We start from the raw sequence: 24985 nt of genomic DNA on the forward strand, positions 1-24985 counted from the left end.
TTACTTGGAGAAAGAAGCAGCGCTTGGTGCTGGATTCTCTCCTTAAGCAGAGGGGCAAGCTGACGAATCTTTTGGTCTGTCAGAGTCTTAGAATCCCCTACACCTAGTTTTCGTAGGAAGTCATGTTGGTCAGGAGTCACAAAGGATGCTACTACAGCCAGACCACCGAAGTAGGAACCATTCCCCACCTCATCTGTTCCAATCAAGGAGAAATTTTGTCCGCTAGTTCCTTGACTGACCTGATAACCAAAAAAACTGGCATAGTTTTCAGCCATTTCTCCCTGAAGCAAGACTTTTCCAGAAGTGTAGATGGAAACACTAGCTTGGGGAAGCTTCAAAAAGTAGCGAATATAAGGATTTTTACTAGGAGTCAGTGCCTGTTCATATTGCTGAACAAAGGCTTGGATTTCCTTTTCGCTCGGAGTTAATGTAATACTTGCCATAATTCTTATTGTACCATAAAAGCCGTAGAATTGGTAAAAACTGACAAACTAAGTGAAATTTGGTATAATATCGTGAGGTGAATTTTATGGCAAATTTAAATCGATACAAGTTTACATTCGGAAAAAAAACATTGACCCTAACAACTGAGCATGACAACCTCTTTATGGAGGAAATTGCCAAGGTCGCAACAGAAAAATATGAAGCAATTAAAGAGCAGATGCCTGGGGCGGATGATGAGACAATCGCTATTTTATTAGCAGTTAATAGCTTGTCAACTCAACTCAGTCGTGAGATTGAATTTGATGATAAGGAACAAGAATTAGACGCCCTCCGTCATCAAGTTGTAGCGACTAAACAAGAACAGAGCAAGATTGAGGATTCCCTATGATTTCCGTCCTTCTCTTATTGGTTCTTGCATGGAGCTTTTATATCGGTTATCGTAGAGGTTTGGTTTTACAGATTTACTATTTTGTAGCAACTGTGATTTCAGCTCTTCTTGCAGGAAATTTTTATCAATCTTTAGGGAAACAATTTGATTTGTTGATTCCATATGCCAATCCACAGGAAGGGCAGGGAACCTTCTTTTTCCCATCCGATCAACTTTTCCAACTGGACAAGGTCTTTTATGCAGGGATTGGTTACCTCTTAGCCTTTACTATATTTTATTGCATTGGTCGTTTGGTGGGTCTCTTTCTTAATCTTCTACCGACTAAAAAGCTAGAGGACCAATATTTCCGTATAGGTGCAGGTGTTTTATCTATGGCTGTGACCTTATTTGTCCTCCAGATGATACTGACCATTCTTGCGACTGTTCCTTTACAAATTGTTCAAAATTCACTTGAAAACAGTTTTGTAGCTAAACATATCATCCAGAGTGTTCCCATCACTAGTCATGTGATTAAACAACTTTGGGTAACCAAAATAATCGGATAAAAGGGCGGGAACTATTCCTAGCCTTTTGTTTACAATTTCAATAGTTTAGGAGCCTTTTTGAAAAGAGTGAGAATTTAAAAAAATCGTTCGCTCATTACGAAGGAAAAGAAAATGAATAAAAAGATACTAGAAACATTAGAATTTAATAAGGTTAAGGCTTTATTTGAACCTCATCTTTTGACCGAGCAAGGACTAGTGCAGTTGAAAGAACTTGCTCCGACTGATAAAGGAGACAAGATTAAGCAGGCTTTTGCAGAGATGAAGGAAATGCAAGAACTCTTTGTCGAACATCCTCATTTCAGCATTTCGGGAACAAAAGATATTGTTGCAACTAGCAAACGTTTGGAGATGGGTGCTGACCTCAACATCGAGGAATTTCTCCTTCTCAAACGCGTCATTTTTGCCAGTCGTGAGTTGAAGAATTTCTATGACAATCTTGAAAATGTACGTTTAGAGCATCTAGCTAACTGGTTTGAGAAACTTCATGATTTTCCACATTTGCAGGGGAATTTACAAGCCATCAACGAAGCTGGATTTATTGAGAACTTTGCTAGTGAGGACTTGGCACGAATCCGTCGAAAAATCCATGATAGTGAAAGTCAAGTCAGAGATGTCTTGCAAGACCTTCTAAAACAAAAGGCCCAGATGTTAACGGAAGGCATCATCGCAAGTAGAAATGGACGCCAAGTTCTTCCTGTAAAAAATACCTATCGTAATAAGATTGCTGGTGTTGTACATGATATCTCTGCTAGTGGTAATACTATCTATATCGAACCGCGTGAAGTAGTCAAGCTAAGTGAGGAGATTGCAAGTCTTCGTGCAGATGAACGCTATGAGATGATGCGTATCCTCCAAGAACTCTCTGAAAGAGTAAGGCCTCATGCAGCTGAAATCGCCAATGATGCTTGGATTATTGGACATTTGGATCTAATTCGTGCTAAGGTCCGCTTTATCCAAGAGACGGAGGCAGTAGTACCTCAAGTATCTGAGGGACAGGAGATTCAACTTCTTCACGTTCGTCATCCCTTGGTGAAGAATGCCATCGCAAATGATGTGCATTTTGGTCAGGATCTAACAGCAATCGTTATCACTGGTCCTAATACGGGTGGTAAGACTATCATGCTGAAGACCTTAGGTTTGACGCAGTTGATGGCCCAGTCTGGTCTGCCGATTCTAGCCGATAAGGGCAGTCGAGTAGGGATTTTCGAGGAGATTTTCGCAGATATCGGAGACGAACAATCCATTGAGCAAAGTCTGTCAACCTTCTCTAGTCACATGACTAATATCGTAGATATTCTTGGTAAGGTCAATCAAAACTCGCTCTTGCTACTTGATGAGCTTGGAGCAGGAACAGATCCCCAAGAAGGTGCAGCCCTTGCCATGTCAATCCTAGAAGACTTGCGTTTGCGCCAGGTCAAGACCATGGCAACTACTCACTATCCTGAACTCAAGGCCTACGGGATTGAAACGGCTTATGTTCAAAATGCTAGCATGGAATTTGATACAGCTAGCCTGCGCCCAACCTATCGCTTTATGCAGGGAGTTCCAGGTCGAAGCAATGCCTTTGAGATTGCTAAACGTCTAGGGTTGTCAGATGTCATTGTAGGCGATGCCAGCAAGCAGATTAACCAAGACAATGATGTCAATCGAATTATTGAGCAGTTGGAAGAGCAAACACTTGAAAGTCGTAAACGCCTTGAGAATATTCGCCAAGTCGAGCAAGAAAACCTCAAGATGAACCGTGCCCTTAAAAAACTCTACAACGAGCTCAATCGTGAGAAGGAAACAGAGCTCAATAAGGCGCGTGAACAAGCTGCTGAGATTGTTGACTTGGCTCTGGCTGAAAGTGACGATATTTTAAAAAATCTTCACAGTAAATCTCAACTGAAACCGCACGAGATTATCGAAGCCAAAGCTAAGCTCAAAAAATTAGCCCCTGAAAAAGTAGACCTTTCTAAAAACAAGGTTCTCCAAAAGGCTAAGAAAAAACGAGCTCCAAAAGTTGGAGATGATATTATCGTTTTAAGCTATGGTCAACGTGGTACCTTGACCAATCAACTCAAGGATGGTCGTTGGGAAGCACAGGTTGGCTTGATTAAGATGACGCTTGAAGAAAAAGAGTTTGACTTGGTTCAGGCTCAGCAAGAAGCACCAGTCAAGAAGAAACAAGTCAACGTCGTCAAACGTGTAGCAGGCAAAGGCCCACAGGCTCGACTAGACCTTCGTGGCAAACGCTACGAGGAAGCTATGGAAGCCTTGGATGCTTTTATCGACCAAGCCCTGCTCAACAATATGGCCCAAGTCGACATCATCCATGGTATCGGTACAGGTGTCATCCGTGAAGGGGTGACTAAGTACCTGCAAAGAAACAAGCAAGTCAAGAGCTTTGGTTATGCACCACAAAATGCAGGTGGAAGTGGCGCAACGATCGTAACCTTTAAGGGATAAAGCGAAAATAATGAGAATTTGAATAAAATTTTCTGAAAACAATTGACAAGTTCTGTTTTTTCTTGTAAAATAAGAAAAAATTAAATACAACACCGAATGAAGTTTAATAGAAGTGGAAAATCCTTCGATTTTTCATGACTGTAAATGGACGGAACTCTGGAGAGACCGTAAAGGCACCGAAGGGGCAAGGCAGGCAACTGCTCAAACTCTCAGGTAAAAGGACAGAGCAATGATAGAGCGCTTTTTGGCATTTATCGATGCATTCCAGAGTACATGTTTTTAACATGTGCTCTTTCTTTTGGGGTTGAATAGATAGGAGAATGGTATGTTAAATTTGCTAAAAGAGCTGGATGCTCTGGTATGGGGCCCACCCCTTTTGATTTTATTGGTTGGTACAGGGATTTACTTGACTCTTCGTTTAGGACTTTTACAAATCTTGCGTCTCCCTAAGGCTTTCCAGCTTATTTTTACCAAGGATAAAGGACATGGTGATGTTTCGAGCTTTGCTGCCTTGTGTACAGCCCTAGCAGCAACTGTTGGTACGGGAAATATCATCGGGGTGGCAACAGCCATCAAGGTTGGTGGACCAGGTGCTCTTTTTTGGATGTGGGTGGCTGCTTTCTTTGGAATGGCAACCAAGTATGCAGAAGGCCTACTTGCCATTAAATACCGGACCAAGGATGATCATGGTGCGGTAGCAGGAGGACCGATGCACTATATTCTTCTAGGGATGGGAGAAAAATGGCGCCCTCTTGCAATCTTCTTTGCTGTAGCTGGAGTACTAGTTGCACTTTTGGGAATCGGTACTTTTACCCAAGTGAATTCCATTACAGAATCCGTTCAAAATACGGCTAGTATTGATCCGACAATTACTGCACTTGTTTTATCTATTTTCGTAGGGATAGCAGTCTTTGGTGGACTCAAGTCCATTTCAAAGGTCTCAACTACAGTTGTTCCCTTTATGGCTATTGTCTATATCTTGGGAACCTTGACAGTTATTTTTGTTAATATTGAGAAAATCCCTGCAACTTTGGCCTTGGTCCTCACATCAGCTTTTAGTCCCATAGCTGCAGTGGGAGGATTTGCAGGAGCTAGTGTTCGGATGGCTATTCAAAATGGTGTGGCGCGTGGTGTTTTCTCAAACGAGTCGGGATTGGGTTCAGCTCCCATTGCGGCTGCGGCAGCTAAGACCAACGAACCGGTGGAGCAAGGTTTGATTTCTATGACAGGAACCTTTATTGATACCTTGATCATCTGTACATTGACTGGTTTGACAATCTTGGTGACTGGGGTTTGGAATGGTAATTTAGATGATGTTGCTCTAACTCAGTCAGCTTTTTCTACAGTATTTTCTTTCTTTGGACCTGCTCTTCTAACAATCTTCTTGGTACTCTTTGCCTTTACTACGATTTTGGGATGGAACTATTACGGAGAGCGTTGTTTTGAATTTCTCTTTGGCGTTCGCTTTATCTGGCTTTATCGTGTGGTCTTTGTACTCATGGTCTTGCTGGGAGGATTTATCGAGCTGGATATGGTCTGGGTCATTGCGGATATTGTTAATGCCCTCATGGCTCTACCAAACTTGATTGCACTCTTAGCCTTATCACCAGTCGTTATCGCTGAGACGAAGAAGTATTTTGATAAATAAGCTAATCACACATCTGGTGTGATTTTTTTGTTTTCATAAAAATTTTTTATCAGTGCAATTTAAAATATATATTATGCAAGGTATAGATTCTGTGTTAGACTTATTGTCAACGAAAAGCTAATGACTCATCAATCAAGGCAAGGATTTGTTCAATAGGCTGATGAGACTTCGTAAGATTTTCGCAGAAACTATTTAATTACAAAATGAAAAGAGGTCCCCTTATGACAACATTTACTATCCATACAGTAGAATCAGCGCCAGCAGAAGTGAAAGAAGTTCTTGAAACGGTACAAAAGGACAACAATGGCTATATCCCAAATCTTATCGGTCTTTTGGCCAATGCCCCTACAGCCCTAGAGGCTTATCGCACTGTTGGAGCTATTAACCGTCGTAATAGTCTAACACCTGTAGAGCGCGAAGTGGTACAAATCACGGCAGCTGTAACCAACGGTTGTGCATTTTGCGTCGCTGGTCACACAGCCTTTTCTATCAAGCAAATCCAGATGAATGATGACCTACTTCAAGCCCTTCGCAATCGTACTCCAATCGAAAGCGATCCTAAGCTGGATACCCTAGCTAAGTTTACCTTAGCAGTTATCAATACCAAAGGGCGCGTAGGAGATGAAGCTCTTGGAGAATTTCTTGAAGCAGGCTATACACAAGAAAATGCCTTGGATGTTGTTCTCGGTGTCAGTCTAGCAAGTCTTTGTAACTATGCCAACAACCTAGCTAACACACCGATTAATCCAGAATTACAACCTTATGCATAAGAGGAGGACAAAGTATGGGATTTTTTTCAGAAGAATTTTTAAGTTGGTTAGACCAGCACGCTGATGAAATTGACAAAAAATCATGTCAAGCTGGAGAAGAGTTGATTGAGAAAATTGCTGCAGAAGGTGCCTTTCGTGTAGGAGTACCAAAAGTTCTTGGAGGGCTAGGTGGAAGTGATCAAGATGTTATCGATATCCTTGCAGAACTCGCTCAACATTCCTTAACAGCCTCCTTTATCTCATGGGGGCAACGAACTTTAATAGACAATATTCTACATACTGACAATGCTTATTTCAAAGAAGTTTACTTGGAAAAACTCTTATCAGGAGAATATGCAGGTGCTACGGCCTTATCTAATGCGGTCAAGTATCTATCTGACTTAGAGGAACTAAATGTTCGAATCCTTGAAGAAAATGGGAATTATTACCTAAAAGGACGACTTCCTTGGGTAACCAATGCTCGTAAGGATCGCTTCCTCACTATTTTTGTAGCAGGATTTGCAGATGATCCGAGTACAAGTTATGTAGTAGCCGTACCATCGGACGCAGAAAACTTTAGTCGTTCCGAAGATTTGGAATTTGTCTCTCTCCAAGGAGGGAATACAGCAGCCCTGACTTTTAACAAGGTACCTTTAAAGGAAGAGTGGATTCTATCCAAGGATGCTCATCAATTTTTAGCGCAAAATCGTCCAGCCTTTTTAGGCTACCAATTTGGCCTAGCCTTTGGTTTGGCTGAACGTTCACTCTCAGAAGTCGAAAAAGAATTGGGGAAACGAGGTGTCTTGAAGGAAGAATGGCAGCATCAGGTCGAACAGTTAGATGATATTAGACATTCTCTCTATCAAGGACTATCTGAAGAGTCCTATTTCGTTAGAAATCCGCGCGAACTATTCCAGTTACGAATTGATATTGTTGATGTTGTTGCCCAAAGTCTCTTGTTAGAACTACAAGCTGGTGGCGGTAGAGGATATTTTAGTAAATCGACATCTGGTTTCATACGTCGTTGGAATGAAGGTGCCTTTTTACCAATTGTTTCTCCTAGTGCAGTGCAATTGCGACATATTCTAGCGACAAACTAACAATAAAGAAAATAAAAACGAGGTTTATCTTTTTAAACTTCGTTTTTTATCCTTCATTTAAGCGCTTTTATGCTATACTGATAATAACATGACTATTGGAGGTTCACATGAAAAAACTCCCCTTGGCCTTTTCAGGGTGCTTATTGGGATTGGCTGGAGCAGGTAATCTCATATTGGATACTGTTCCGCTATTATCGCACGTCTTTAGTTTGTCAGGATTGATTTTATGGTTTTATTTTTTATACAGTCATCTTAGTGATTGGCAAGAGAGCCAGCAAGAACTTAAGAAAGCTCCTCTATTATCGGGAATGGCGACCTTTCCTATGGCAGGGATGATTTTATCAACCTACTTACTGCGAATCTTACCCACGAGTATGAGTATCATAGCGCAAACTCTTTGGTGGTTTGCCTTTCTTCTAGATGTAGGTTTAATCATCTACTTCACTAAAAATTATGTGCAGACTAAACCAAGAACGAGCGCAACGCCAAGTTGGACAGTTCTTTATGTGGGGATAGCAGTAGCAAGCTTGACCTACCCAGTCGTGGGCATAGTCGAGATTGCCTATGGCGCTTGGATTTTTGGCTTTACCTTAACCCTTTTCCTCTATCCTCTGATTTATCAAGATTTGAAAAGTAATCCATTACCACGGGCTTTACTGGGGCAAGAAGGAATCTATTGTGCTCCCTTTTCTCTACTGTTGGCAGCACTCGTTCGGATCGGAGGTTCAGGACTTCATGGCTGGATTTTGCTAGTCATGATCCTTGCCTCACAGACTTTCTTTTTCTTTGTCCTCAGTCGTTTGCCAAGGATCTTAAAACAGGGATTTCAACCAGCTTTTTCAGCCCTAACCTTCCCAACTATCATCACAGCAACTTCATTAAAAATGGCCCAAGGCATTCTGCAGTTTCCAGTCCTTAACCTCCTTGTTTGGCTCGAAACGATCATTTGTTTAACAATCCTTGTCTATGTATTAGTAGAATATATGCGGTATTTAAGAAACTAAAAAAGCCCCTAGCACTGAGAAGTGTTAGGGATTTGTTGTCGAGCATAGAAACAATCAATTAGTTCAGCTTTCTCCTACTGTTCTTCATGTTCGGATAAAAAATAATAAGTCATAGTACCGAAGATTGATCCTACTCCAAGTCCTACTAGTAGGAAAAAAGCGATCATTTTGAGTTCCAGAAATTGCAAGAAGAAATCTGTAATGGAGTGATTTTCAAAGATTACTTTTTTGGAAAATAGGATAAATAAGTAGAGAGTTGGGATGCTAGTTCCAACTAACCAACTTCTTAACTTGATTTGACGCTTGCTGTAAGTGATTTGTGGAATCTCAGATTGATCATCATCTTCTAAGTGGAGCCCTCTAGTAGAATATCTTGCCTTGAGACTGAGGGCAAAAATCATCAAGAAGTAGAGATAGGGCATAGCCGTTCGAACTATCTCTATAAAGCGCCCAAACAAAAGATAGAACAGGAAGAGAAAGAAGGAAGAGTAAAAGATTTGGACCATGGAACGGGCGCAAGCCTTGTAGATGACCTCTTGACGGCATTCATCAAAGGGTCCTTGGATATGAAAGAAATTTCGAACTAAGCGAGTGGTTAAGTCTTCTTTTTTCATGGTAGTGACCTCTTAATAACCTTGTTTTTGATTAGCTTCTTTAAAGAGTTGATAGAGAGTATAGAAGTAGACTAGACTAAAAACGATACAGATGGTTAGAAATAAGAGATATCTCCAATCCATAGAATTCGTTAACAGTTGTGGGAAAGATACGAGGATAAAGCAGAGAGATGCGTTTAAGAGGCGTATTTTTTTTGATGTGATTTTCTGAAATCTTTGTCCTTTGTTCAAAACAGGAAGGGCTAAGAGGAAGATGATCAGAAAAGGACGCGTAATTTGGCCATAAACCAGGAAAACTGTCATAAAGATACTGATCAAAATATGACTGAGAATTAAAGTTTGTAGTGATTTCATAAGTTTCCTCCTAATCGTCGTCTTGATCTTCTCTAGCTTTTTGAATACGAAGAGTGATGACAATATGCACTGTTAATCCGAAAAAGAAGGCTGCAACGATGGTTGACAAGATACTTCTTGTATTCAAAAGAGCGGTAAGATAGCTTTTGCTATCATCCATTAGGATATTGAGAAGTGGCATGCCAAAGAACATGGCTATTCCATAAACCAGACCAGCTTTAAGTCCAGGATTACGTAACTGTTTCTTTTCCTTCTGGCTCAACATATCAGGATCGATAGCAGCAATACCAGTTTTTTTAGTTTGAGTAGTGACATAGAGAGCACAAACCAAGGAAACCAGAAAAATAATGATTGGATATCCGAAAGCGACCATTTGGGGATATTTATAAGCAAGGACAAAGGGGATGAAATTGCCTAGAGTCATGAGATAAAAGAGAATCATAAAGACTTTATTCCCGATGTGGTCAGCCTCGCGTCGTTTGTGTTCATCAAGTGGCCCTGAAATGCCATAGATACGTTTGATTAGTTTTTCATAGAGGGGGTCTTTTTTCATTTTTCTTCTCCTTTTTAAAAATCGTCTTCCCAAAAGAGACTGTTGAGGTCAGTTTGGAGGCTGCGGGCGAGATTGAGACAAAGTTCCAGGGTAGGATTGTACTTGTCGTTCTCAATCATGTTGATAGTTTGCCTAGAGACACCGATATCCTTGGCAAGTTCGAGTTGGGACTTTCCTAGTTCCTTGCGGAATTCTTTCACACGATTCATGCTTCCTCCTTTTTAGTTAATGTCACATATATTTGACTATAGTATATTCTTTTAAGAACATAATGTCAACTATTTTTGACATATTTTTAAAAGAATCTTGGTGATAATATTTCCATACGAGAATCTTCTAGAGATTTTATGCTATAATGAAGAAAAATAAGAGTGATTTGGATACCCTGAATGCTATCCAATAAAGAAAGAGCAGAAAATGAACCATAAGATTGCAATTTTATCAGACATTCATGGCAACACGACAGCCTTAGCTGGAGTGCTTGAGGACGCTGAAAATTTGGGAGCAACTGAATATTGGCTTCTGGGAGATATTTTTCTTCCTGGTCCAGGAGCAAATGACTTGGTGGATCTTTTGAAAGACCTTCCCATTACAGTATCCGTTCGAGGAAACTGGGATGATTGTGTGTTAGAGGCTTTAGATGGGCAATATGGTTTAGAGGATCCCGAAGAAATTCAGTTTCTCAGGATGACTCAGTATCTGATGGAGCGCATAAACCCCGAGCATATTGATTGGTTGAGAAAGCTACCTATGGTAGCCAAGAAAGAAGTCGATGGCTTGCGCTTTTCTCTTTCTCATAATTTGCCTGAGAAAAACTATGGTAGAGATTTACTGGTTGAAAATAATACCGATAAATTTGACCAGCTACTTGATGAAACTACTGATGTAGCCGTCTATGGACATGTTCATAAACAGCTTTTGCGTTATGGTAGCCAAGGGCAACAAATTATCAATCCAGGTTCGATTGGTATGCCTTATTTTGACTGGGAAGGGCTGAAAAATCACCGAGCCCAGTATGCCTTACTTGAAGTTGAAAATGGTGAATTGGTCAATATCCAATTTCGTAAGGTTGCTTATGATTATGAAGCAGAGCTAGAATCAGCCAAGACCAAAGACCTTCCCTTTATCGAAATGTATGAAGAGTTACGACGTGAGGACAACTATCAAGGCCATAATAGAGATTTGTTAGCTAGTTTAATTGAAAAGCATGGCTATGTCGAGGATGTCAAAAACTATTTTGATTTTTTGTAAGAGTTGCTTTAACGACCAGATACTAAATAAACGATTGGACTAGCCAATCGTTTTTAATATATTTTATTGTAATTGAGACTGATCTGGTAGATAAGAACCACCGAGATAGGTTTTGCTGAGTTTTTCAAGGGCTCCATCTTGGTAGAGTTCTTTGAGGACCTTGTCAAATTGGTCTTTAAATTCTTTTTGGTCACTTGAGAAGATGATATAGTTGTTTGGATTATCATTGCTCTCCAAGTCGACTAGGTTCAAGTCTAAGCCACGGTCTTGGATAATTTTTTGAACAGAGATTTTATCAAAGATTAGGAAATCAAATTCACCGTTGGCGAGGTCAGTCAGACGCTTAGCCACATCTTCGCCAGAATATTGGATGGTAGCAGGATTGTCGGAGTGATTTTGATTCCAGTCCGTAACAACCTTGGCAGTAGAAGTTCCAGTGTCATCCTGGGTTGTTTTACCAGCGATATCTTGAAGAGAAGTAAGAGCCTTGTCTTTTCTGCTCACGAGAACCAAAGGATTTTTAGCGATGGGGAGTGAGTAGAGGTATTTGTCGGCTCTCTCTTTGGTGTAGCTCAAGTTGTTAGCAGCAGCTTGGTAACGGCCAGCATCCACTCCAGGGAAGATACTTTCCCAAGCAGTTTTTTGAAATTCAATCTTGTATTGATCCAGTTTTTCATCGACTGCTTTTAAAACCTCAACATCATATCCGGTCAAATTACCATCTTTTTCAAAATCAAAAGGTGGGATGTCTCCAGCAGTTGCTACGACAATGGTTTTAGGACTAGCAGTGGCAGTAGAAGTACTATCTTGTTTGGCTTGTTCACAGGCGACCAACAAGGGACTAATGGCTAATAATAAGAATATTTTTTTCATAAGAGTCTCCTTTACTTAATGGTATCTAGCTTACCAGACAATCAATCAGATATCCAATATATATTTTTTATGGAGATGATAGAAAAATATTATAATTTCAAAATTGAGCTTGAAACTAAAAGTGGAATCTTGGGAAAGATAATTTGTTTCACGAATGAAAAATCTCTGCAAGCTCTTTCAAAATATGGTAAAATGGAAGCAGTAGAAATAGAAAAGGAAATCAATTATGAAATTTCTTGAGTTAAATAAAAAACGTCATGCGACAAAGCATTTTATTGATAAACCGGTTGATCCCAAGGATGTTCGTACAGCTATAGAAATCGCAACCTTGGCACCAAGTGCTCACAACAGTCAGCCTTGGAAGTTTGTTGTGGTTCGTGAGAGAAATGCTGAACTAGCAAAATTGGCTTACGGTTCAAACTTTGAGCAAGTAGCATCTGCCCCTGTAACCATTGCCTTGTTTACAGATACTGACTTAGCTAAACGTGCTCGCAAGATTGCTCGAATTGGTGGTGCCAATAATTTCTCAGAAGAACAACTACAGTACTTTATGAAAAATCTTCCAGCAGAATTTGCGCGTTACAACGAACAACAAGTCAGTGACTACTTGGCTCTTAATGCTGGGCTTGTAGCTATGAACTTGGTCCTTGCTTTGACTGACCAAGGAATTGGATCAAACATTATCCTTGGTTTTGACAAATCAAAAGTCAATGAAGTCTTGGAAATCGAAGAACGCTTCCGTCCAGAACTTTTGATCACAGTAGGATACACAGACGAGAAGTTGGAACCAAGTTACCGCTTGCCAGTAGATGAAATTATCGAAAAAAGATAGGAAGTAAAAATGACAGTTATTGATTTTACAGCAGAAGTAGAAAAACGTAAAGAAGCCCTCTTGGCTGACTTGTTTAGCCTTTTGGAAATCAACTCAGAACGTGATGACAGTAAGGCAGATGCGGAGCACCCATTTGGACCTGGTCCAGTAAAAGCTTTGGAGAAATTCCTTGAAATCGCAGACCGTGATGGCTACCCAACAAAAAATGTCGACAACTATGCAGGACATTTTGAGTTTGGTCAAGGGGAAGAAGTTCTTGGAATCTTTGCCCACATGGACGTGGTGCCAGCAGGTAGCGGTTGGGATACTGATCCTTATACTCCAACTATCAAGGATGGTCGCCTCTATGCGCGTGGTGCTTCAGATGACAAGGGTCCTACAACGGCTTGTTACTATGGTTTGAAAATCATCAAAGAATTGGGACTTCCAACTTCTAAAAAAGTTCGTTTTATCGTCGGAACTGATGAAGAATCAGGTTGGGCAGATATGGACTACTACTTTGACCATGTAGGACTTGCGAAGCCAGACTTTGGCTTCTCTCCAGATGCTGAATTCCCTATTATCAATGGTGAAAAAGGAAATATAACAGAATACCTTCACTTTGCAGGTGAAAATACAGGTGTAGCTCGTCTTCATAGCTTTACAGGTGGCTTGCGTGAAAACATGGTACCTGAGTCAGCAACGGCAGTTGTTTCAGGTGACTTGGCTGACTTGCAAGGGAAGCTAGATGCCTTTGTTGCAGAGCACAAGCTTAGAGGAGACATTCAAGAAGAGAACGGCAAGTACAAGGTTACGATTATCGGTAAATCTGCTCACGGTGCTATGCCTGCTTCAGGTGTCAATGGTGCGACTTATCTTGCCCTCTTCCTCAGCCAATTTGCCTTTGAAGGACCTGCAAAAGACTTCCTTGACATTGCTGGTAAGATTCTTTTAAATGACCATGAAGGCAAAAACTTGAAAGTGGCTCATGTGGATGAAAAAATGGGTGCTCTTTCTATGAATGCTGGTGTCTTCCGCTTTGATGAAACAAGTGCTGACAATACCATTGCCCTTAACTTCCGTTATCCAAAAGGAACAAGTCCAGAGCAAATCAAGTCAGTTCTTGAAAGCTTGCCAGTTGTTTCTGTTAGCTTATCAGAACATGGTCACACACCTCACTATGTACCAATGGAAGATCCGCTTGTCCAAACCTTGTTAAATGTTTATGAAAAACAAACTGGACTTCAAGGGCATGAACAAGTTATTGGTGGTGGAACTTTCGGACGTCTCTTAGAGCGTGGTGTAGCCTATGGTGCTATGTTCCCAGATTCTATCGATACCATGCACCAAGCCAATGAATTTATCGCCTTGGATGATCTCTTCCGTGCAGCAGCCATCTACGCTGAAGCTATCTATGAATTGATCAAATAATGCTATAGAAGTCTGAGATTTTATGCTTAGACTTCTTTTTGGAGGAGAGTAGATGTCTCAAATCGAAAGAATCAAACAAGCTATTATAGAGGATCCACAGAATGCCAGCTATACTGAGCAAGGCATCCAACCTCTTTTTGCAGCACCAAAGACTGCTCGAATCAATATCATTGGGCAGGCACCTGGTCTCAAAACTCAAGAAGCAGGACTTTACTGGAAGGATAAAAGTGGGAATCGTTTGCGAGAATGGTTGGGTGTGGACGAAGACACGTTTTATAACTCAGGTTACTTTGCAGTCATGCCTATGGATTTCTACTTTCCAGGTCATGGAAAATCGGGTGACCTGCCACCTCGTCCAGGTTTTGCGGAAAAATGGCATCCAGAACTCTTGAAGGAGTTGCCAGATATTCAATTAACACTCTTGATTGGTCAGTATGCCCAAGCCTACTATCTACATGAGAAAGTTAGTGGCAAGGTGACAGACCGTGTGCATCGATTTAAAGATTATTTGCCTGATTATTTCCCTCTGGTACACCCATCACCACGTAATCAAATTTGGATGAAAAAAAATCCTTGGTTTGAGGAAGAAGTGGTTCCAGATTTGAAAAAAAGAATTAAAACTATTTTAGGAGAAAAAGAATGAACGAAATTACTTTTAACGATTTTTACCAACTTTACCAGAAAGAGTCGCTTTCTGTATTGGATGTGAGAGAAGTAGAGGAATTTGAGGCTCTTCATTTAGAAGGTGCTCATAATTTCCCTCTCAGTCAACTGACTGACACTTTTGAACAACTAGATAAAGATAATCTTTACTATGTGATTTGTAAATCAGGAATGCGTTCAGCACGCGCCTGTCAATTCCTTGCAGAGCAGGGCTACGAAGTTATCAATGTCCAAGGTGGCATGGATGCTTTAGAATAAGAAAAATTTCCTTCGAAACCTTTTAAAAATGAGAAAGGACTCGAAGGATTTTTTTGTATTAAAATTCGGAAAATTGAAAACATTTTAGAATTGTTCCGTGACAGTCTTTTCTAGCCTTTAATCATGTTATACTAAGAAAGTATTTTATTTTTAATAAGGAGAGTTTATGGCTAAAAAAGGTGCTTTAACAGGATTACTCCTGTTTGGAATATTTTTTGGAGCAGGCAACTTGATTTTCCCTCCAACTCTGGGCGCACAGTCTGGAGAAAACTTCCTTCCTGCCATTGCAGGATTTGTATTTTCAGGTGTTGGGATTGCCGTCCTAACCTTGATCATTGGGACCCTCAATCCGAAGGGCTATATCTATGAAATTTCTAAGAAAATTTCTCCATGGTTTGCGACGATTTATCTTGCAGCCTTGTACTTGTCGATTGGTCCATTCTTTGCCATTCCACGTACAGCAACAACATCGTTTGAGGTCGGTATTAGTCCACTCTTGGATCAAGCAAATAAAGGTTTAGGTTTGATTGTCTTCACCATTCTTTACTTTGTAGCTGCCTACCTAATCTCGCTGAATCCTTCAAAAATCTTGGATCGTATCGGTCGAGTCTTGACTCCAGTTTTTGCCATCTTAATTGTTATTCTGGTTATCCTTGGAGCTTTCAAGTATGGTGGGAATGCACCACAAGCAGCCTCAGGAGCTTATCAAGCTTCAGCCTTTGGTGCAGGTTTCCTTGAAGGATACAATACACTTGATGCGCTTGCATCGGTTGCCTTCAGTGTTATTGCAGTACAAACCTTGAAACAACTTGGTTTTTCAAGTAAGAAAGAGTATATTTCAACCATTTGGGTTGTTGGAATCGTTGTAGCACTCGGATTTAGTGCTCTCTACATCGGTCTAGGTTTCTTGGGCAATCATTTCCCAGTAACAGAAGAAGCAATGAAGAGTGGAACTCCGGGAGTTTATATCTTGTCTCAAGCGACTCAAGAAATCTTTGGTTCTACTGCTCAGCTTTTCCTTGCGGCTATGGTAACCGTTACTTGCTTTACAACGACTGTAGGGTTGATTGTATCAACTGCCGAGTTCTTTAACGGACGTTTCCCACAAATCAGCTACAAGGTTTATGCGACTGTCTTTACCTTGATTGGTTTTGCCATTGCAAATCTTGGTTTGGGTGCTATTATTAAGTACTCTGTACCAGTTCTCGTTATTTTGTACCCGATTACGATTGCCATTGTCATGATTGTGATTGTGAACAAGTTTGTTGCTCTTTCTAAACCAGGAATGCAATTAACTGTTGGTATTGTCACATCCATTGCTATTGCAAGTGTTTTAGGATCTACTTTTAAAGTTGAGGTCCTTGCAAATATCGTGAACGCTCTACCATTTGCGGAGGCTTCTCTGCCATGGTTGGTACCAGCTATTATCGGTATTCTACTTTCTCTTGTTCTTCCAAATAAACAAGAAAGTGAAGCTTTTGAAATGGAATAGAAAAAAACTTGGCCGATGCCAAGTTTTTTCTATTTAGTCTTAGTTGCTTAGTTTTTTTCTGTATAACCAAGGTCTGTTAACATTTTTTTAGAGGCTTTAAAACTTACGTTTTTTCCAACGCCTGAGTATTCTTCTGGTAAAGCTTTTCTAAGTTCGTCAATACTTGCAACTGAAAGATCGATTTCAAGATCTTGAACGACTTTACCATCTTTAACTTCGATTGAGAAGGTTACCCCTTTGAGTCCCTTATAGCCTTTGTAGGTTTCTTCAAGAATACTTTTTACAGCATCTGCAGTATTATTGAGGACTTCAGGGTCAGCTACATTATGAGCAGTTTGTTTGACAACATTATCACCGTCAACCGTATATGTTAAGGTTGATACGACACCAGGCTGAGAATCGTTCACAAAGGTAGCAGTTTTTAATTCTGATTTCTTTTCAGTAGTACTAGATTCAGAAGTTTTTACCTCAGTCGTTTCTGGTGTAGAAGAGCTAGAAGAAGTGGTTGAAGATTGTTTTGAACATCCCAACAAGAATACCAAAGGCAAGGCTAAGAAAAGTGTCGTTTTGAAATATTTGTTCATTTTGTATTCCTTTCATCATAACGCTTTATTTAATTTTACCATAGATTAATTTTAAAATCAAAGTATTTTAAGTTTTTCTTTTTTGCACATACTACGATGGGAAAAGTGATATAATGGTAACAAGAGGTGAAAAAATGAATCAAACTGTAGAATATATCAAAGAACTAACTGCTATTGCGTCACCAACAGGTTTTACGCGTGAAATTACGAATTATCTAGTTGAGACGCTTGAAAAACTAGGTTACCAACCAGTCCGCACAGCTAAGGGTGGAGTTAATGTTACCATTAAAGGTAAAAATGACGAGCAGCAACGCTATGTAACTGCCCATGTGGATACCTTGGGAGCTATCGTTCGCGCTGTTAAACCAGACGGCCGTCTCAAGATGGACCGTATTGGTGGTTACCCTTGGAATATGATTGAAGGCGAAAACTGCACGGTCCATGTAGCTAGCACAGGGAAAACTGTTTCAGGTACGATTTTGATCCACCAAACTTCTTGTCACGTTTACAAAGATGCTGGAACTGCTGAACGCACACAGGACAATATGGAAGTTCGTTTGGATGAAAAAGTAACCAATGAAAAAGAAACGCGCTCACTCGGTATCGAGGTTGGTGACTTTATCAGCTTTGACCCACGAACTGTCGTAACTGAGACAGGCTTTATCAAGTCTCGTCATTTGGATGACAAGGTCAGCGCAGCTATTCTCCTTAATCTCCTCAAAGTTTACAAAGAAGAAGGGATTGAACTTCCTGTCACTACGCATTTTGCCTTTTCAGTATTTGAGGAAGTTGGGCATGGTGCTAACTCAAGTATCCCTAGTCAAGTTGTCGAATATCTAGCTGTGGATATGGGAGCAATGGGAGATGATCAGCAGACAGACGAGTACACAGTATCTATCTGTGTTAAAGATGCTTCTGGTCCTTACCACTATGAATTCCGTCAACACTTGGTAGCTCTCGCAAAAGAGCAAGACATTCCGTTTAAATTAGACATCTATCCATTTTATGGTTCTGATGCTTCCGCAGCGATGTCAGCTGGAGCAGAGGTTAAGCACGCTCTTCTAGGGGCAGGAATTGAGTCAAGTCATTCTTATGAGCGTACTCATATTGATTCTGTAGTGGCTACCGAGCATATGGTTGATGCCTATCTCAAGAGTGAGTTGGTGGACTGAGATGTGCTTGATTTGTGATCGAATTGAACTCATCAAGTCTGGTGACAATCCCTACTTTGTCAAGGAGTTAGAAACAGGATATGTTGTCATCGGAGATCACCAGTATTTTGAAGGTTACACTCTATTCTTAGCCAAGGAACATGTCCCAGAACTACATCATCTAGATCCAAGTGTCAAACTTCAATTTTTAGAGGAAATGAGTCTGGTGCAGGAAGCTGTCTCTAAGGCTTTTTCTGCTGAAAAGATGAATGTAGAGTTGTTGGGAAATGGAGACGCTCATGTCCACTGGCATATTTTTCCTAGACGAGCTGGTGATATGAAGGGACACGGTCTTAATGGTCGTGGTCCAGTCTGGTGGGTTCCATGGGAAGAAATGATTGCTGAAGAATATCAGGTTAAGGGAAGTAAATTAGAAGACTTGATTGCAAGATTATCTGAGACTTTAAACCAGATGATTAAATGAAAGGATAACAGATGAAAAAAAGATACCTTATCTTATCAGGATTATTAGCCTTGACCTTGGCAGCTTGTTCACAAGAAAAATCAGCAACTACAGAGGCCAAGTCTTCTGCAGAGCAATCAACTGTACAAGAAGGAACCGCGGGAAGTAAGTCTCGGGAAGCTAGTCAAAAGAAAGCAGAAGTGGTTAACAAAGGAGACCACTACAGCATTCAAGGCAAGTACGATGAGATTGTTGTAGCTAATAAGCATTATCCTATGTCAAAAGAATACAATCCTGGAGAAAATCCTACCGCAAAGGCAGAACTGTTAAAACTCATTGCAGCTATGCAGCAAGCAGGTTTCCCGATTAGCGACCACTATAGTGGATTTAGAAGTTATGAAACTCAGGTTAAACTGTATCAGGATTATGTCAACCAAGATGGCAAGGCTGAGGCTGACCGCTATTCTGCAAGACCTGGCTATAGTGAACACCAAACTGGGCTTGCCTTTGACCTAATAGGAACAAATGGAAACTTAGTGACAGAAGAAAAGGCTGCCCAATGGCTTTTGGACCATGCGGCTGACTATGGCTTTGTCGTCCGTTATCTCAAAGGTAAGGAAAAAGAAACTGGTTATATGGCCGAGGAATGGCACCTTCGCTACGTCGGCAAAGAAGCCAAAGAAATCGCTGCAAGTGGCCTCAGTCTGGAAGAGTATTATGGCTTTGAAGGTGGAGACTATGTTGATTAGTCGCAAAAGATCTTGCAAGATTACTTAAAATTTGATAAAATGAATAATAATTAAATAGGAATCTGCAAGACTAGTATCTCAGGGGAAGTATATCAGGGAGGAGAGCCGTGACTGAAAGCTCTCTATATGAAAGCTGGGTGAATTCACTTGCCTATGGATTCAGAAATAAAGGTCTGACTTGTCAGATGAAAACGGATGGTACCGCGTGTCGACGCTCCGAGTGGAGTTTTTGGCATGTGGTTTTCTTTTTATCTACGAGGGACTGATGGAGGAATTATGTCAACTATTGAAGAACAATTAAAAGCGCTTCGTGAAGAAACGCTAGCTAGCTTGAAGCAGATTACTGCTGAAAATGAAAAAGAGATGCAAGATTTGCGAGTCTCTGTCCTTGGTAAAAAAGGGTCACTAACTGAAATCCTCAAAGGGATGAAGGATGTATCAGCTGAAATGCGCCCTGTTATCGGAAAACACGTCAATGAGGCTCGTGATGTCCTAACAGCTGCCTTTGAAGAAACAGCTAAGCTCTTGGAAGAAAAGAAAGTGGAAGCTCAACTAGCAAGTGAAAGCATCGATGTTACTCTTCCAGGTCGTCCAGTTGCGACTGGTCACCGTCACGTTCTCACACAAACTAGTGAAGAAATTGAAGATATTTTCATCGGTATGGGTTACCAAGTTGTGGATGGATTTGAAGTGGAGCAAGATTACTACAACTTTGAACGTATGAACCTTCCAAAAGACCACCCAGCCCGTGATATGCAGGACACTTTCTATATCACAGAAGAAATCTTGCTCCGTACCCACACGTCTCCAGTTCAAGCGCGTGCGATGGATGCCCATGACTTTTCTAAAGGTCCTTTGAAGATGATCTCACCAGGACGTGTATTCCGTCGTGATACAGACGATGCAACCCACAGTCACCAATTCCACCAAATCGAAGGTTTGGTTGTAGGGAAAAACATTTCTATGGCTGATCTTCAAGGAACGCTTCAATTGATTGTGCAAAAAATGTTTGGTGAAGAGCGTCAAATCCGTTTGCGTCCATCATACTTCCCATTCACAGAGCCATCTGTTGAGGTTGATGTTTCATGCTTCAAGTGCGGCGGAGACGGCTGTAATGTATGTAAGAAAACAGGTTGGATCGAGATTATGGGTGCCGGAATGGTTCACCCGCGTGTCCTTGAGATGAGTGGTATCGATGCGACTGTCTACTCTGGTTTTGCCTTTGGTCTTGGTCAAGAGCGTGTAGCTATGCTTCGTTACGGAATTAACGATATCCGTGGATTCTACCAAGGCGATGTCCGCTTCTCAGAACAGTTTAAATAATGATTAGAAAAGTAGAAAAGACAGATGTTGGGGTGTTGTCCCAGATTGCCAAACAAACCTTTCGTGAAACATTTGCTCATGATAATACTGAAGAGCAGTTACAGGAATACTTTGAAGAGGCCTATAGTCTGAGAGTTTTGTCAGCTGAGTTGGAAAATCCTGAATCAGCGACCTATTTCATTATGCATGAAGAGGAGATAGCTGGTTTTCTCAAAGTCAACTGGGGAAATGCTCAAACTGAGAAAGAATTAGAGAACGCTTTTGAAATTCAACGCCTCTATGTGCTACAAGCATATCAAGGATTTGGACTTGGTAAGCAACTATTTGAATTCGCTTTGGAGCTTGCCGAAAACAATGGTTTTTCCTGGGCTTGGCTAGGTGTTTGGGAGCATAATACAAAAGCTCAAGCATTTTATAATCGATATGGTTTTGAAAAATTTAGCCAACATCGTTTTATGGTTGGGCAGAAGGTAGATACGGATTGGTTACTGAAAAAGAAATTAAGGTAAGAAGATGATTCTTCTTATGAAATGATAGGAAAGGAAAAAAACTAGAGTGGCAACTGTCATTCTGGGAAACTAAATTATGTTAGTATCATACAAATGGTTAAAAGAATTGGTGGACATTGATGTGTCCTCACAAGAGTTGGCTGAAAAAATGTCAACTACAGGGATTGAGGTCGAAGGTGTCGAATCACCAGCTGCTGGTCTCTCAAAAATTGTTGTCGGTGAGGTCTTGTCTTGCGAAGATGTGCCAGAAACTCACCTTCATGTCTGTCAGGTTAACGTTGGCGAAGAAGAAGCCCGTCAAATCGTCTGTGGAGCACCAAATGTGCGTGCAGGCATCAAGGTTATGGTGGCACTTCCGGGAGCTCGTATCGCTGACAATTACAAAATCAAAAAAGGGAAAATCCGTGGTTTAGAATCTCTCGGAATGATCTGCTCACTTGGTGAATTAGGGATTTCTGACTCCGTTGTACCTAAGGAATTCGCAGATGGGATCCAAATCTTGCCTCAAGATGCTGTTCCTGGGGATGAAGTCTTCTCTTATTTAGACTTGGATGATGAAATTATTGAACTTTCCATCACACCTAACCGTGCAGACGCTCTTTCTATGCGTGGGGTAGCGCACGAAGTAGCAGCTATCTATGACAAGGCAGTCAACTTTAAGGAATTCAGTTTAACAGAAACAGACCAAGCTGCAGCGGATGCTCTTTCTGTCAGCATTGACACAGATAAGGCTCCTTACTATGCGGCTCGTATCTTGGATAATGTGACCATCGCGCCAAGTCCACAATGGTTGCAAAATCTTCTTATGAACGAAGGTATCCGTCCAATCAATAACGTGGTGGACGTGACCAACTATATCTTGCTTTACTTTGGCCAACCTATGCATGCCTTTGACTTGGATACCTTTGAAGGAAACGACATTCGTGTGCGTGAAGCGCGTGAAGGTGAAAAATTAGTAACCTTGGACGGTGAAGAGCGTGAGTTAGAAACAAATGACCTCGTAATTACTGTTGCTGACAAACCAGTAGCCCTTGCAGGTGTCATGGGGGGGCAAGCTACAGAAATCTCTGAAAAGTCTACTCGTGTAGTCCTTGAAGCAGCTGTTTTCAATGGCAAATCTATCCGTAAGACCAGCGGTCGTCTCAACCTTCGTTCTGAATCTTCTTCTCGCTTTGAAAAAGGCATCAATGTGGCAACTGTCAATGAAGCCCTTGATGCAGCAGCCAGCATGATTGCAGAGCTTGCAGGTGCAACAGTACGTAAGGGCATTGTTTCAGCAGGTCAGCTTGACACTTCTGATGTGAAAGTTTCTTCTACACTTGCTGACGTCAACCGTGTCCTTGGTACTGATCTTACTTATGCCGATGTCGAAGATGTCTTCCGTCGCCTTGGATTTGGCCTTTCTGGAAATGCAGATAGCTTCACAGTAAGCGTACCACGTCGTCGTTGGGATATCACTATCGAGGCTGACCTCTTTGAAGAAATCGCTCGTATCTATGGATATGATCGCTTGCCAACCAGTCTTCCAAAAGACGATGGGACAGCAGGTGAATTGACTGCGACACAAAAACTCCGTCGTCAAGTTCGTACCATTGCTGAAGGTGCTGGATTGACAGAAATCATCACTTATGCTCTTACAACTCCTGAAAAAGCGGTTGAGTTTACGATTCAGCCAAGCAATTTAACAGAGCTCATGTGGCCAATGACTGTGGATCGTTCAGTTCTCCGTCAAAATATGGTTTCAGGTATTTTGGATACAGTTGCCTACAACGTAGCACGTAAGAATAAAAACTTGGCTCTTTATGAGATTGGAAAAGTTTTCGAGCAAACTGGTAATCCAAAAGAAGAATTGCCAAATGAAATTAACAGCTTTGCCTTTGCCTTGACTGGCTTAGTCGCTGAAAAAGACTTCCAAACAGCAGCAGTTCCTGTTGACTTCTTCTATGCTAAGGGAATTTTGGAAGCTCTCTTTGCTCGCTTGGGTCTTGAAGTGACTTATACAGCAACTTCTGAAATTGCTAGTCTTCACCCAGGACGTACAGCCTTGCTCTCACTCGATGACCAAGTCCTTGGGTTCCTCGGTCAAGTACATCCTGTTACAGCCAAGGCTTACGATATTCCAGAAACTTATGTAGCAGAGCTCAACCTTTCAGCTATTGAGACAGCTCTTCAACCAGCCGCTCCATTTGTGGAAATCACCAAATTCCCAGCGGTGAGCCGTGATATCGCCCTTCTCCTCAAGGCAGAAGTCACTCACCAAGAAGTTGTAGATGCTATCCAGGCTGCAGGCGTGAAACGATTGACAGATATCAAACTCTTTGACGTTTTCTCAGGCGAAAAATTAGGACTAGGAATGAAGTCAATGGCTTATAGCTTGACCTTCCAAAATCCAGAAGATAGCTTGACTGACGAAGAAGTCGCACGCTACATGGAAAAAATCCAAGCATCACTCGAAGAAAAAGTGAATGCAGAAGTGCGTTAAAAACCTTCAATCCATCCCTAGGGATGGATTTTTTAGTAGAAAAAATCATCAAGCTTTAGCCTGATGATTGAATCAAATTGACGGGGAAACAACTCCTTTTTAATACTGTTACAAGATGATCAGACATCGGTATTTTTTGTCATCCAATCAGCTATGAAGTGATAGGTATCGTTTCGATTATTCTCGTTTAGAATTTCGTGACGAGCCTCTTCAACTAATCGAAGGCTTACTTTCGAATGTGAAGCCTTTAGGAGTTTTACAAATCTCTCTATACCTTTGCCATTTTCGCCTAGAGGATCTTCTTGTCCCGAAATCACGAGAATTGGGAGTTGGGTTGGAATCTCATCGATCACTTGTTTACTCGCTACTTGGTTAGAGAAGTAAAAAATGGATCTGTACATAGGAATAGTAGGAATAAATTGACAGAATGGATTCTTCAGATAAGCTTGGTTGGATTCTTCATTTTTTGAGAGCCAATCGACAGATGTTTTAGGATTTTTAATAGTTCGATTAAAGCTATCAGTTGATAGATAAGTCAAGAGTTTACTACGGTGTTTATTCCCTTTTATAAGTCGGATGCATTCTGTTAGTATGAGAGCGAATCGAGTCAGAAATTGAGGCTGTTGACCAGTCGCCATGATAATTAAGGCATTGATAGGTGGTTTTCGCTTAGCTACATAATAGCGACACATAAGAGAACCCATAGAATGCCCTAGAAGGACGATTGGAAGTTCTGGATAGCTTTCTTGAATAAAAGAGGTCACTCTTTCAATATCATCGATGAGTTCCTCGGGAGATTCAGGAAAGACTCCGAGTTGACTTGGATTTTGAGCAGTATAACCGTGGCCGAGATGATCATGGCCGATAACCGTAAAGCCTTCTTTATTCATGGCTAGAGCAAATTCTTCATATCGTTCTACGTATTCTACCATGCCATGTACAATCTGAAGAATGGCTTTTGGTTGTTCAGCTTCCCAAATGATTAAGTTATTGTTGTTTGGTTCGAGTTTAAGTCTTTTTTTCATATCAGATTCCTTGCTTATGATAATCTATAGTCTATCAAAAATATACCATAAAATAGCACGATAAGCTAGGCAG

The 24985-nt window shown here is 41.0% G+C and carries 28 protein-coding genes and 1 riboswitch; of the genes, 20 read left to right on the forward strand and 8 right to left on the reverse strand.

The window, feature by feature from the left end:
* On the reverse strand, positions 1 to 443 hold a 443-nt coding region (locus ADH31_RS00250; RefSeq protein ID WP_049508152.1), incomplete at its 3' end, for a DUF3378 domain-containing protein.
* A gap of 86 nt (positions 444 to 529) precedes the next feature.
* Here ADH31_RS00250 and zapA point away from each other — a divergent pair.
* From zapA to ADH31_RS00285, 7 genes are all read left to right on the forward strand, one after another.
* Positions 530 to 832 (forward strand): cell division protein ZapA, encoded by a 303-nt coding sequence (gene zapA, locus ADH31_RS00255; protein WP_049503020.1) that lies wholly within the window; start codon positions 530 to 532, stop codon positions 830 to 832.
* Entirely contained in the window at positions 829 to 1377 is a 549-nt protein-coding gene (locus tag ADH31_RS00260) for a CvpA family protein (protein WP_049508155.1), read from the forward strand. The genes zapA and ADH31_RS00260 overlap by 4 nt, the downstream gene beginning before the upstream one ends.
* 111 nt (positions 1378 to 1488) lie before the next feature.
* Positions 1489 to 3825, forward strand: a complete 2337-nt coding sequence (locus ADH31_RS00265; protein WP_049508157.1) for an endonuclease MutS2 — start codon at positions 1489 to 1491, stop codon at positions 3823 to 3825.
* A 146-nt stretch (positions 3826 to 3971) separates the two neighbouring features.
* A riboswitch (glycine riboswitch) is annotated at positions 3972 to 4060 on the forward strand.
* 90 nt (positions 4061 to 4150) lie between these two features.
* Complete coding sequence (locus tag ADH31_RS00270; RefSeq protein WP_049508159.1) at positions 4151 to 5473, forward strand: alanine/glycine:cation symporter family protein; 1323 nt, start codon at positions 4151 to 4153, stop codon at positions 5471 to 5473.
* A 221-nt stretch (positions 5474 to 5694) separates the two neighbouring features.
* Positions 5695 to 6243 carry a carboxymuconolactone decarboxylase family protein gene (locus ADH31_RS00275; RefSeq protein WP_045763587.1) on the forward strand — a complete coding sequence of 183 codons (549 nt, stop codon included), beginning with the start codon at positions 5695 to 5697 and terminating at the stop codon, positions 6241 to 6243.
* Positions 6244 to 6257: 14 nt separating this feature from the next.
* A complete protein-coding gene (locus ADH31_RS00280) occupies positions 6258 to 7322 on the forward strand; it encodes an acyl-CoA dehydrogenase family protein (RefSeq protein WP_049508162.1) in 1065 nt (354 codons plus the stop codon).
* A gap of 107 nt (positions 7323 to 7429) precedes the next feature.
* Entirely contained in the window at positions 7430 to 8326 is an 897-nt protein-coding gene (locus ADH31_RS00285) for a TDT family transporter (RefSeq protein ID WP_049508164.1), read from the forward strand.
* 74 nt (positions 8327 to 8400) lie between these two features.
* Here ADH31_RS00285 and ADH31_RS00290 read toward each other — a convergent pair whose 3' ends face one another.
* Genes ADH31_RS00290 through ADH31_RS00305 form a run of 4 tightly spaced genes read right to left on the reverse strand, consistent with a single transcriptional unit; the run spans position 8401 to position 10056 of the window.
* Entirely contained in the window at positions 8401 to 8940 is a 540-nt protein-coding gene (locus ADH31_RS00290) for a DUF3278 domain-containing protein (RefSeq protein ID WP_049508167.1), read from the reverse strand.
* A 12-nt stretch (positions 8941 to 8952) separates the two neighbouring features.
* Positions 8953 to 9294 (reverse strand): hypothetical protein, encoded by a 342-nt coding sequence (locus tag ADH31_RS00295; RefSeq protein ID WP_049508169.1) that lies wholly within the window; start codon positions 9292 to 9294, stop codon positions 8953 to 8955.
* A gap of 10 nt (positions 9295 to 9304) precedes the next feature.
* Positions 9305 to 9847, reverse strand: a complete 543-nt coding sequence (locus tag ADH31_RS00300) for a DUF3278 domain-containing protein (RefSeq protein ID WP_049508171.1) — start codon at positions 9845 to 9847, stop codon at positions 9305 to 9307.
* A 14-nt stretch (positions 9848 to 9861) separates the two neighbouring features.
* A complete protein-coding gene (locus ADH31_RS00305; protein ID WP_006152985.1) occupies positions 9862 to 10056 on the reverse strand; it encodes a helix-turn-helix transcriptional regulator in 195 nt (64 codons plus the stop codon).
* Positions 10057 to 10264: 208 nt separating this feature from the next.
* Between ADH31_RS00305 and ADH31_RS00310 the strand changes: the two genes are divergently transcribed.
* Positions 10265 to 11098 (forward strand): metallophosphoesterase family protein, encoded by an 834-nt coding sequence (locus ADH31_RS00310; RefSeq protein ID WP_049508172.1) that lies wholly within the window; start codon positions 10265 to 10267, stop codon positions 11096 to 11098.
* A 63-nt stretch (positions 11099 to 11161) separates the two neighbouring features.
* Here ADH31_RS00310 and ADH31_RS00315 read toward each other — a convergent pair whose 3' ends face one another.
* Positions 11162 to 11971, reverse strand: coding sequence for an amino acid ABC transporter substrate-binding protein (locus ADH31_RS00315; RefSeq protein WP_049508174.1), 810 nt, complete (start codon positions 11969 to 11971; stop codon positions 11162 to 11164).
* Positions 11972 to 12040: 69 nt separating this feature from the next.
* On the opposite strand from ADH31_RS00315, the gene ADH31_RS10015 reads away from it, so the two are divergent.
* The 6 genes from ADH31_RS10015 to brnQ all read left to right on the forward strand — a co-directional run bounded on the left by ADH31_RS10015 (position 12041) and on the right by brnQ (position 16626).
* A complete protein-coding gene (locus tag ADH31_RS10015) occupies positions 12041 to 12211 on the forward strand; it encodes a hypothetical protein (protein ID WP_160312891.1) in 171 nt (56 codons plus the stop codon).
* The gene (locus ADH31_RS00325; RefSeq protein ID WP_049502903.1) at positions 12198 to 12803 is read left to right on the forward strand and encodes a nitroreductase family protein; all 606 of its coding nucleotides are present in this window, start codon (positions 12198 to 12200) and stop codon (positions 12801 to 12803) included. The genes ADH31_RS10015 and ADH31_RS00325 overlap by 14 nt, the downstream gene beginning before the upstream one ends.
* 9 nt (positions 12804 to 12812) lie before the next feature.
* On the forward strand, positions 12813 to 14213 hold the full coding sequence (gene pepV / locus ADH31_RS00330; RefSeq protein ID WP_049508178.1) for a dipeptidase PepV: 1401 nt from the start codon (positions 12813 to 12815) through the stop codon (positions 14211 to 14213).
* Between the two features lie 52 nt (positions 14214 to 14265).
* Entirely contained in the window at positions 14266 to 14856 is a 591-nt protein-coding gene (locus ADH31_RS00335) for a uracil-DNA glycosylase family protein (protein ID WP_049508179.1), read from the forward strand.
* A complete protein-coding gene (locus tag ADH31_RS00340) occupies positions 14853 to 15134 on the forward strand; it encodes a rhodanese-like domain-containing protein (protein ID WP_049508181.1) in 282 nt (93 codons plus the stop codon). Before ADH31_RS00335 ends, ADH31_RS00340 begins: the two co-directional genes overlap by 4 nt.
* Before the next feature lie 166 nt (positions 15135 to 15300).
* Positions 15301 to 16626: a branched-chain amino acid transport system II carrier protein gene (brnQ, locus tag ADH31_RS00345; protein WP_049508183.1), complete on the forward strand. Its 1326-nt coding sequence runs from the start codon at positions 15301 to 15303 to the stop codon at positions 16624 to 16626.
* A 47-nt stretch (positions 16627 to 16673) separates the two neighbouring features.
* On the opposite strand, the gene ADH31_RS00350 is transcribed toward brnQ, so the two are convergent.
* A complete protein-coding gene (locus ADH31_RS00350) occupies positions 16674 to 17210 on the reverse strand; it encodes a DUF1307 domain-containing protein (RefSeq protein WP_049502908.1) in 537 nt (178 codons plus the stop codon).
* Positions 17211 to 17344: 134 nt separating this feature from the next.
* Here ADH31_RS00350 and ADH31_RS00355 point away from each other — a divergent pair, with 134 nt between their 5' ends.
* The 6 genes from ADH31_RS00355 (at position 17345) to pheT (ending at position 23887) form a co-directional block, all read left to right on the forward strand.
* Entirely contained in the window at positions 17345 to 18382 is a 1038-nt protein-coding gene (locus tag ADH31_RS00355; protein ID WP_049508185.1) for a M42 family metallopeptidase, read from the forward strand.
* Between the two features lies 1 nt (position 18383).
* Complete coding sequence (locus tag ADH31_RS00360) at positions 18384 to 18845, forward strand: HIT family protein (RefSeq protein WP_049508187.1); 462 nt, start codon at positions 18384 to 18386, stop codon at positions 18843 to 18845.
* 11 nt (positions 18846 to 18856) lie between these two features.
* Positions 18857 to 19573 carry an LD-carboxypeptidase LdcB/DacB gene (gene ldcB, locus ADH31_RS00365; RefSeq protein ID WP_049508189.1) on the forward strand — a complete coding sequence of 239 codons (717 nt, stop codon included), beginning with the start codon at positions 18857 to 18859 and terminating at the stop codon, positions 19571 to 19573.
* Between the two features lie 276 nt (positions 19574 to 19849).
* The gene (gene pheS, locus ADH31_RS00370) at positions 19850 to 20896 is read left to right on the forward strand and encodes a phenylalanine--tRNA ligase subunit alpha (protein ID WP_049508191.1); all 1047 of its coding nucleotides are present in this window, start codon (positions 19850 to 19852) and stop codon (positions 20894 to 20896) included.
* Positions 20896 to 21405 (forward strand): GNAT family N-acetyltransferase, encoded by a 510-nt coding sequence (locus ADH31_RS00375; RefSeq protein WP_049508192.1) that lies wholly within the window; start codon positions 20896 to 20898, stop codon positions 21403 to 21405. The genes pheS and ADH31_RS00375 overlap by 1 nt, the downstream gene beginning before the upstream one ends.
* 76 nt (positions 21406 to 21481) lie before the next feature.
* Entirely contained in the window at positions 21482 to 23887 is a 2406-nt protein-coding gene (gene pheT, locus ADH31_RS00380) for a phenylalanine--tRNA ligase subunit beta (protein WP_049508193.1), read from the forward strand.
* A 119-nt stretch (positions 23888 to 24006) separates the two neighbouring features.
* Here the strand turns inward: pheT and ADH31_RS00385 are convergent, their stop codons facing one another.
* On the reverse strand, positions 24007 to 24912 hold the full coding sequence (locus ADH31_RS00385) for an alpha/beta fold hydrolase (protein WP_049508195.1): 906 nt from the start codon (positions 24910 to 24912) through the stop codon (positions 24007 to 24009).
* Positions 24913 to 24985 lie beyond the last annotated feature (73 nt).

This window comes from Streptococcus pseudopneumoniae (assembly GCF_001072375.1).
Lineage (GTDB): Bacteria > Bacillota > Bacilli > Lactobacillales > Streptococcaceae > Streptococcus > Streptococcus pseudopneumoniae_L.

What these genes read in the sequence shown, in the direction of transcription:
- zapA (WP_049503020.1), top strand. Translation starts at nt 530, where the DNA reads ATGGCAAATTTAAATCGATACAAGTTTACATTCGGAAAAAAAACATTG.
- ADH31_RS00260 (WP_049508155.1), top strand. Translation starts at nt 829, where the DNA reads ATGATTTCCGTCCTTCTCTTATTGGTTCTTGCATGGAGCTTTTATATC.
- ADH31_RS00265 (WP_049508157.1), top strand. Translation starts at nt 1,489, where the DNA reads ATGAATAAAAAGATACTAGAAACATTAGAATTTAATAAGGTTAAGGCT.
- ADH31_RS00270 (WP_049508159.1), top strand. Translation starts at nt 4,151, where the DNA reads ATGTTAAATTTGCTAAAAGAGCTGGATGCTCTGGTATGGGGCCCACCC.
- ADH31_RS00275 (WP_045763587.1), top strand. Translation starts at nt 5,695, where the DNA reads ATGACAACATTTACTATCCATACAGTAGAATCAGCGCCAGCAGAAGTG.
- ADH31_RS00280 (WP_049508162.1), top strand. Translation starts at nt 6,258, where the DNA reads ATGGGATTTTTTTCAGAAGAATTTTTAAGTTGGTTAGACCAGCACGCT.
- ADH31_RS00285 (WP_049508164.1), top strand. Translation starts at nt 7,430, where the DNA reads ATGAAAAAACTCCCCTTGGCCTTTTCAGGGTGCTTATTGGGATTGGCT.
- ADH31_RS00290 (WP_049508167.1), bottom strand. Translation starts at nt 8,940, where the DNA reads ATGAAAAAAGAAGACTTAACCACTCGCTTAGTTCGAAATTTCTTTCAT.
- ADH31_RS00295 (WP_049508169.1), bottom strand. Translation starts at nt 9,294, where the DNA reads ATGAAATCACTACAAACTTTAATTCTCAGTCATATTTTGATCAGTATC.
- ADH31_RS00300 (WP_049508171.1), bottom strand. Translation starts at nt 9,847, where the DNA reads ATGAAAAAAGACCCCCTCTATGAAAAACTAATCAAACGTATCTATGGC.
- ADH31_RS00305 (WP_006152985.1), bottom strand. Translation starts at nt 10,056, where the DNA reads ATGAATCGTGTGAAAGAATTCCGCAAGGAACTAGGAAAGTCCCAACTC.
- ADH31_RS00310 (WP_049508172.1), top strand. Translation starts at nt 10,265, where the DNA reads ATGAACCATAAGATTGCAATTTTATCAGACATTCATGGCAACACGACA.
- ADH31_RS00315 (WP_049508174.1), bottom strand. Translation starts at nt 11,971, where the DNA reads ATGAAAAAAATATTCTTATTATTAGCCATTAGTCCCTTGTTGGTCGCC.
- ADH31_RS10015 (WP_160312891.1), top strand. Translation starts at nt 12,041, where the DNA reads ATGGAGATGATAGAAAAATATTATAATTTCAAAATTGAGCTTGAAACT.
- ADH31_RS00325 (WP_049502903.1), top strand. Translation starts at nt 12,198, where the DNA reads ATGAAATTTCTTGAGTTAAATAAAAAACGTCATGCGACAAAGCATTTT.
- pepV (WP_049508178.1), top strand. Translation starts at nt 12,813, where the DNA reads ATGACAGTTATTGATTTTACAGCAGAAGTAGAAAAACGTAAAGAAGCC.
- ADH31_RS00335 (WP_049508179.1), top strand. Translation starts at nt 14,266, where the DNA reads ATGTCTCAAATCGAAAGAATCAAACAAGCTATTATAGAGGATCCACAG.
- ADH31_RS00340 (WP_049508181.1), top strand. Translation starts at nt 14,853, where the DNA reads ATGAACGAAATTACTTTTAACGATTTTTACCAACTTTACCAGAAAGAG.
- brnQ (WP_049508183.1), top strand. Translation starts at nt 15,301, where the DNA reads ATGGCTAAAAAAGGTGCTTTAACAGGATTACTCCTGTTTGGAATATTT.
- ADH31_RS00350 (WP_049502908.1), bottom strand. Translation starts at nt 17,210, where the DNA reads ATGAACAAATATTTCAAAACGACACTTTTCTTAGCCTTGCCTTTGGTA.
- ADH31_RS00355 (WP_049508185.1), top strand. Translation starts at nt 17,345, where the DNA reads ATGAATCAAACTGTAGAATATATCAAAGAACTAACTGCTATTGCGTCA.
- ADH31_RS00360 (WP_049508187.1), top strand. Translation starts at nt 18,384, where the DNA reads ATGTGCTTGATTTGTGATCGAATTGAACTCATCAAGTCTGGTGACAAT.
- ldcB (WP_049508189.1), top strand. Translation starts at nt 18,857, where the DNA reads ATGAAAAAAAGATACCTTATCTTATCAGGATTATTAGCCTTGACCTTG.
- pheS (WP_049508191.1), top strand. Translation starts at nt 19,850, where the DNA reads ATGTCAACTATTGAAGAACAATTAAAAGCGCTTCGTGAAGAAACGCTA.
- ADH31_RS00375 (WP_049508192.1), top strand. Translation starts at nt 20,896, where the DNA reads ATGATTAGAAAAGTAGAAAAGACAGATGTTGGGGTGTTGTCCCAGATT.
- pheT (WP_049508193.1), top strand. Translation starts at nt 21,482, where the DNA reads ATGTTAGTATCATACAAATGGTTAAAAGAATTGGTGGACATTGATGTG.
- ADH31_RS00385 (WP_049508195.1), bottom strand. Translation starts at nt 24,912, where the DNA reads ATGAAAAAAAGACTTAAACTCGAACCAAACAACAATAACTTAATCATT.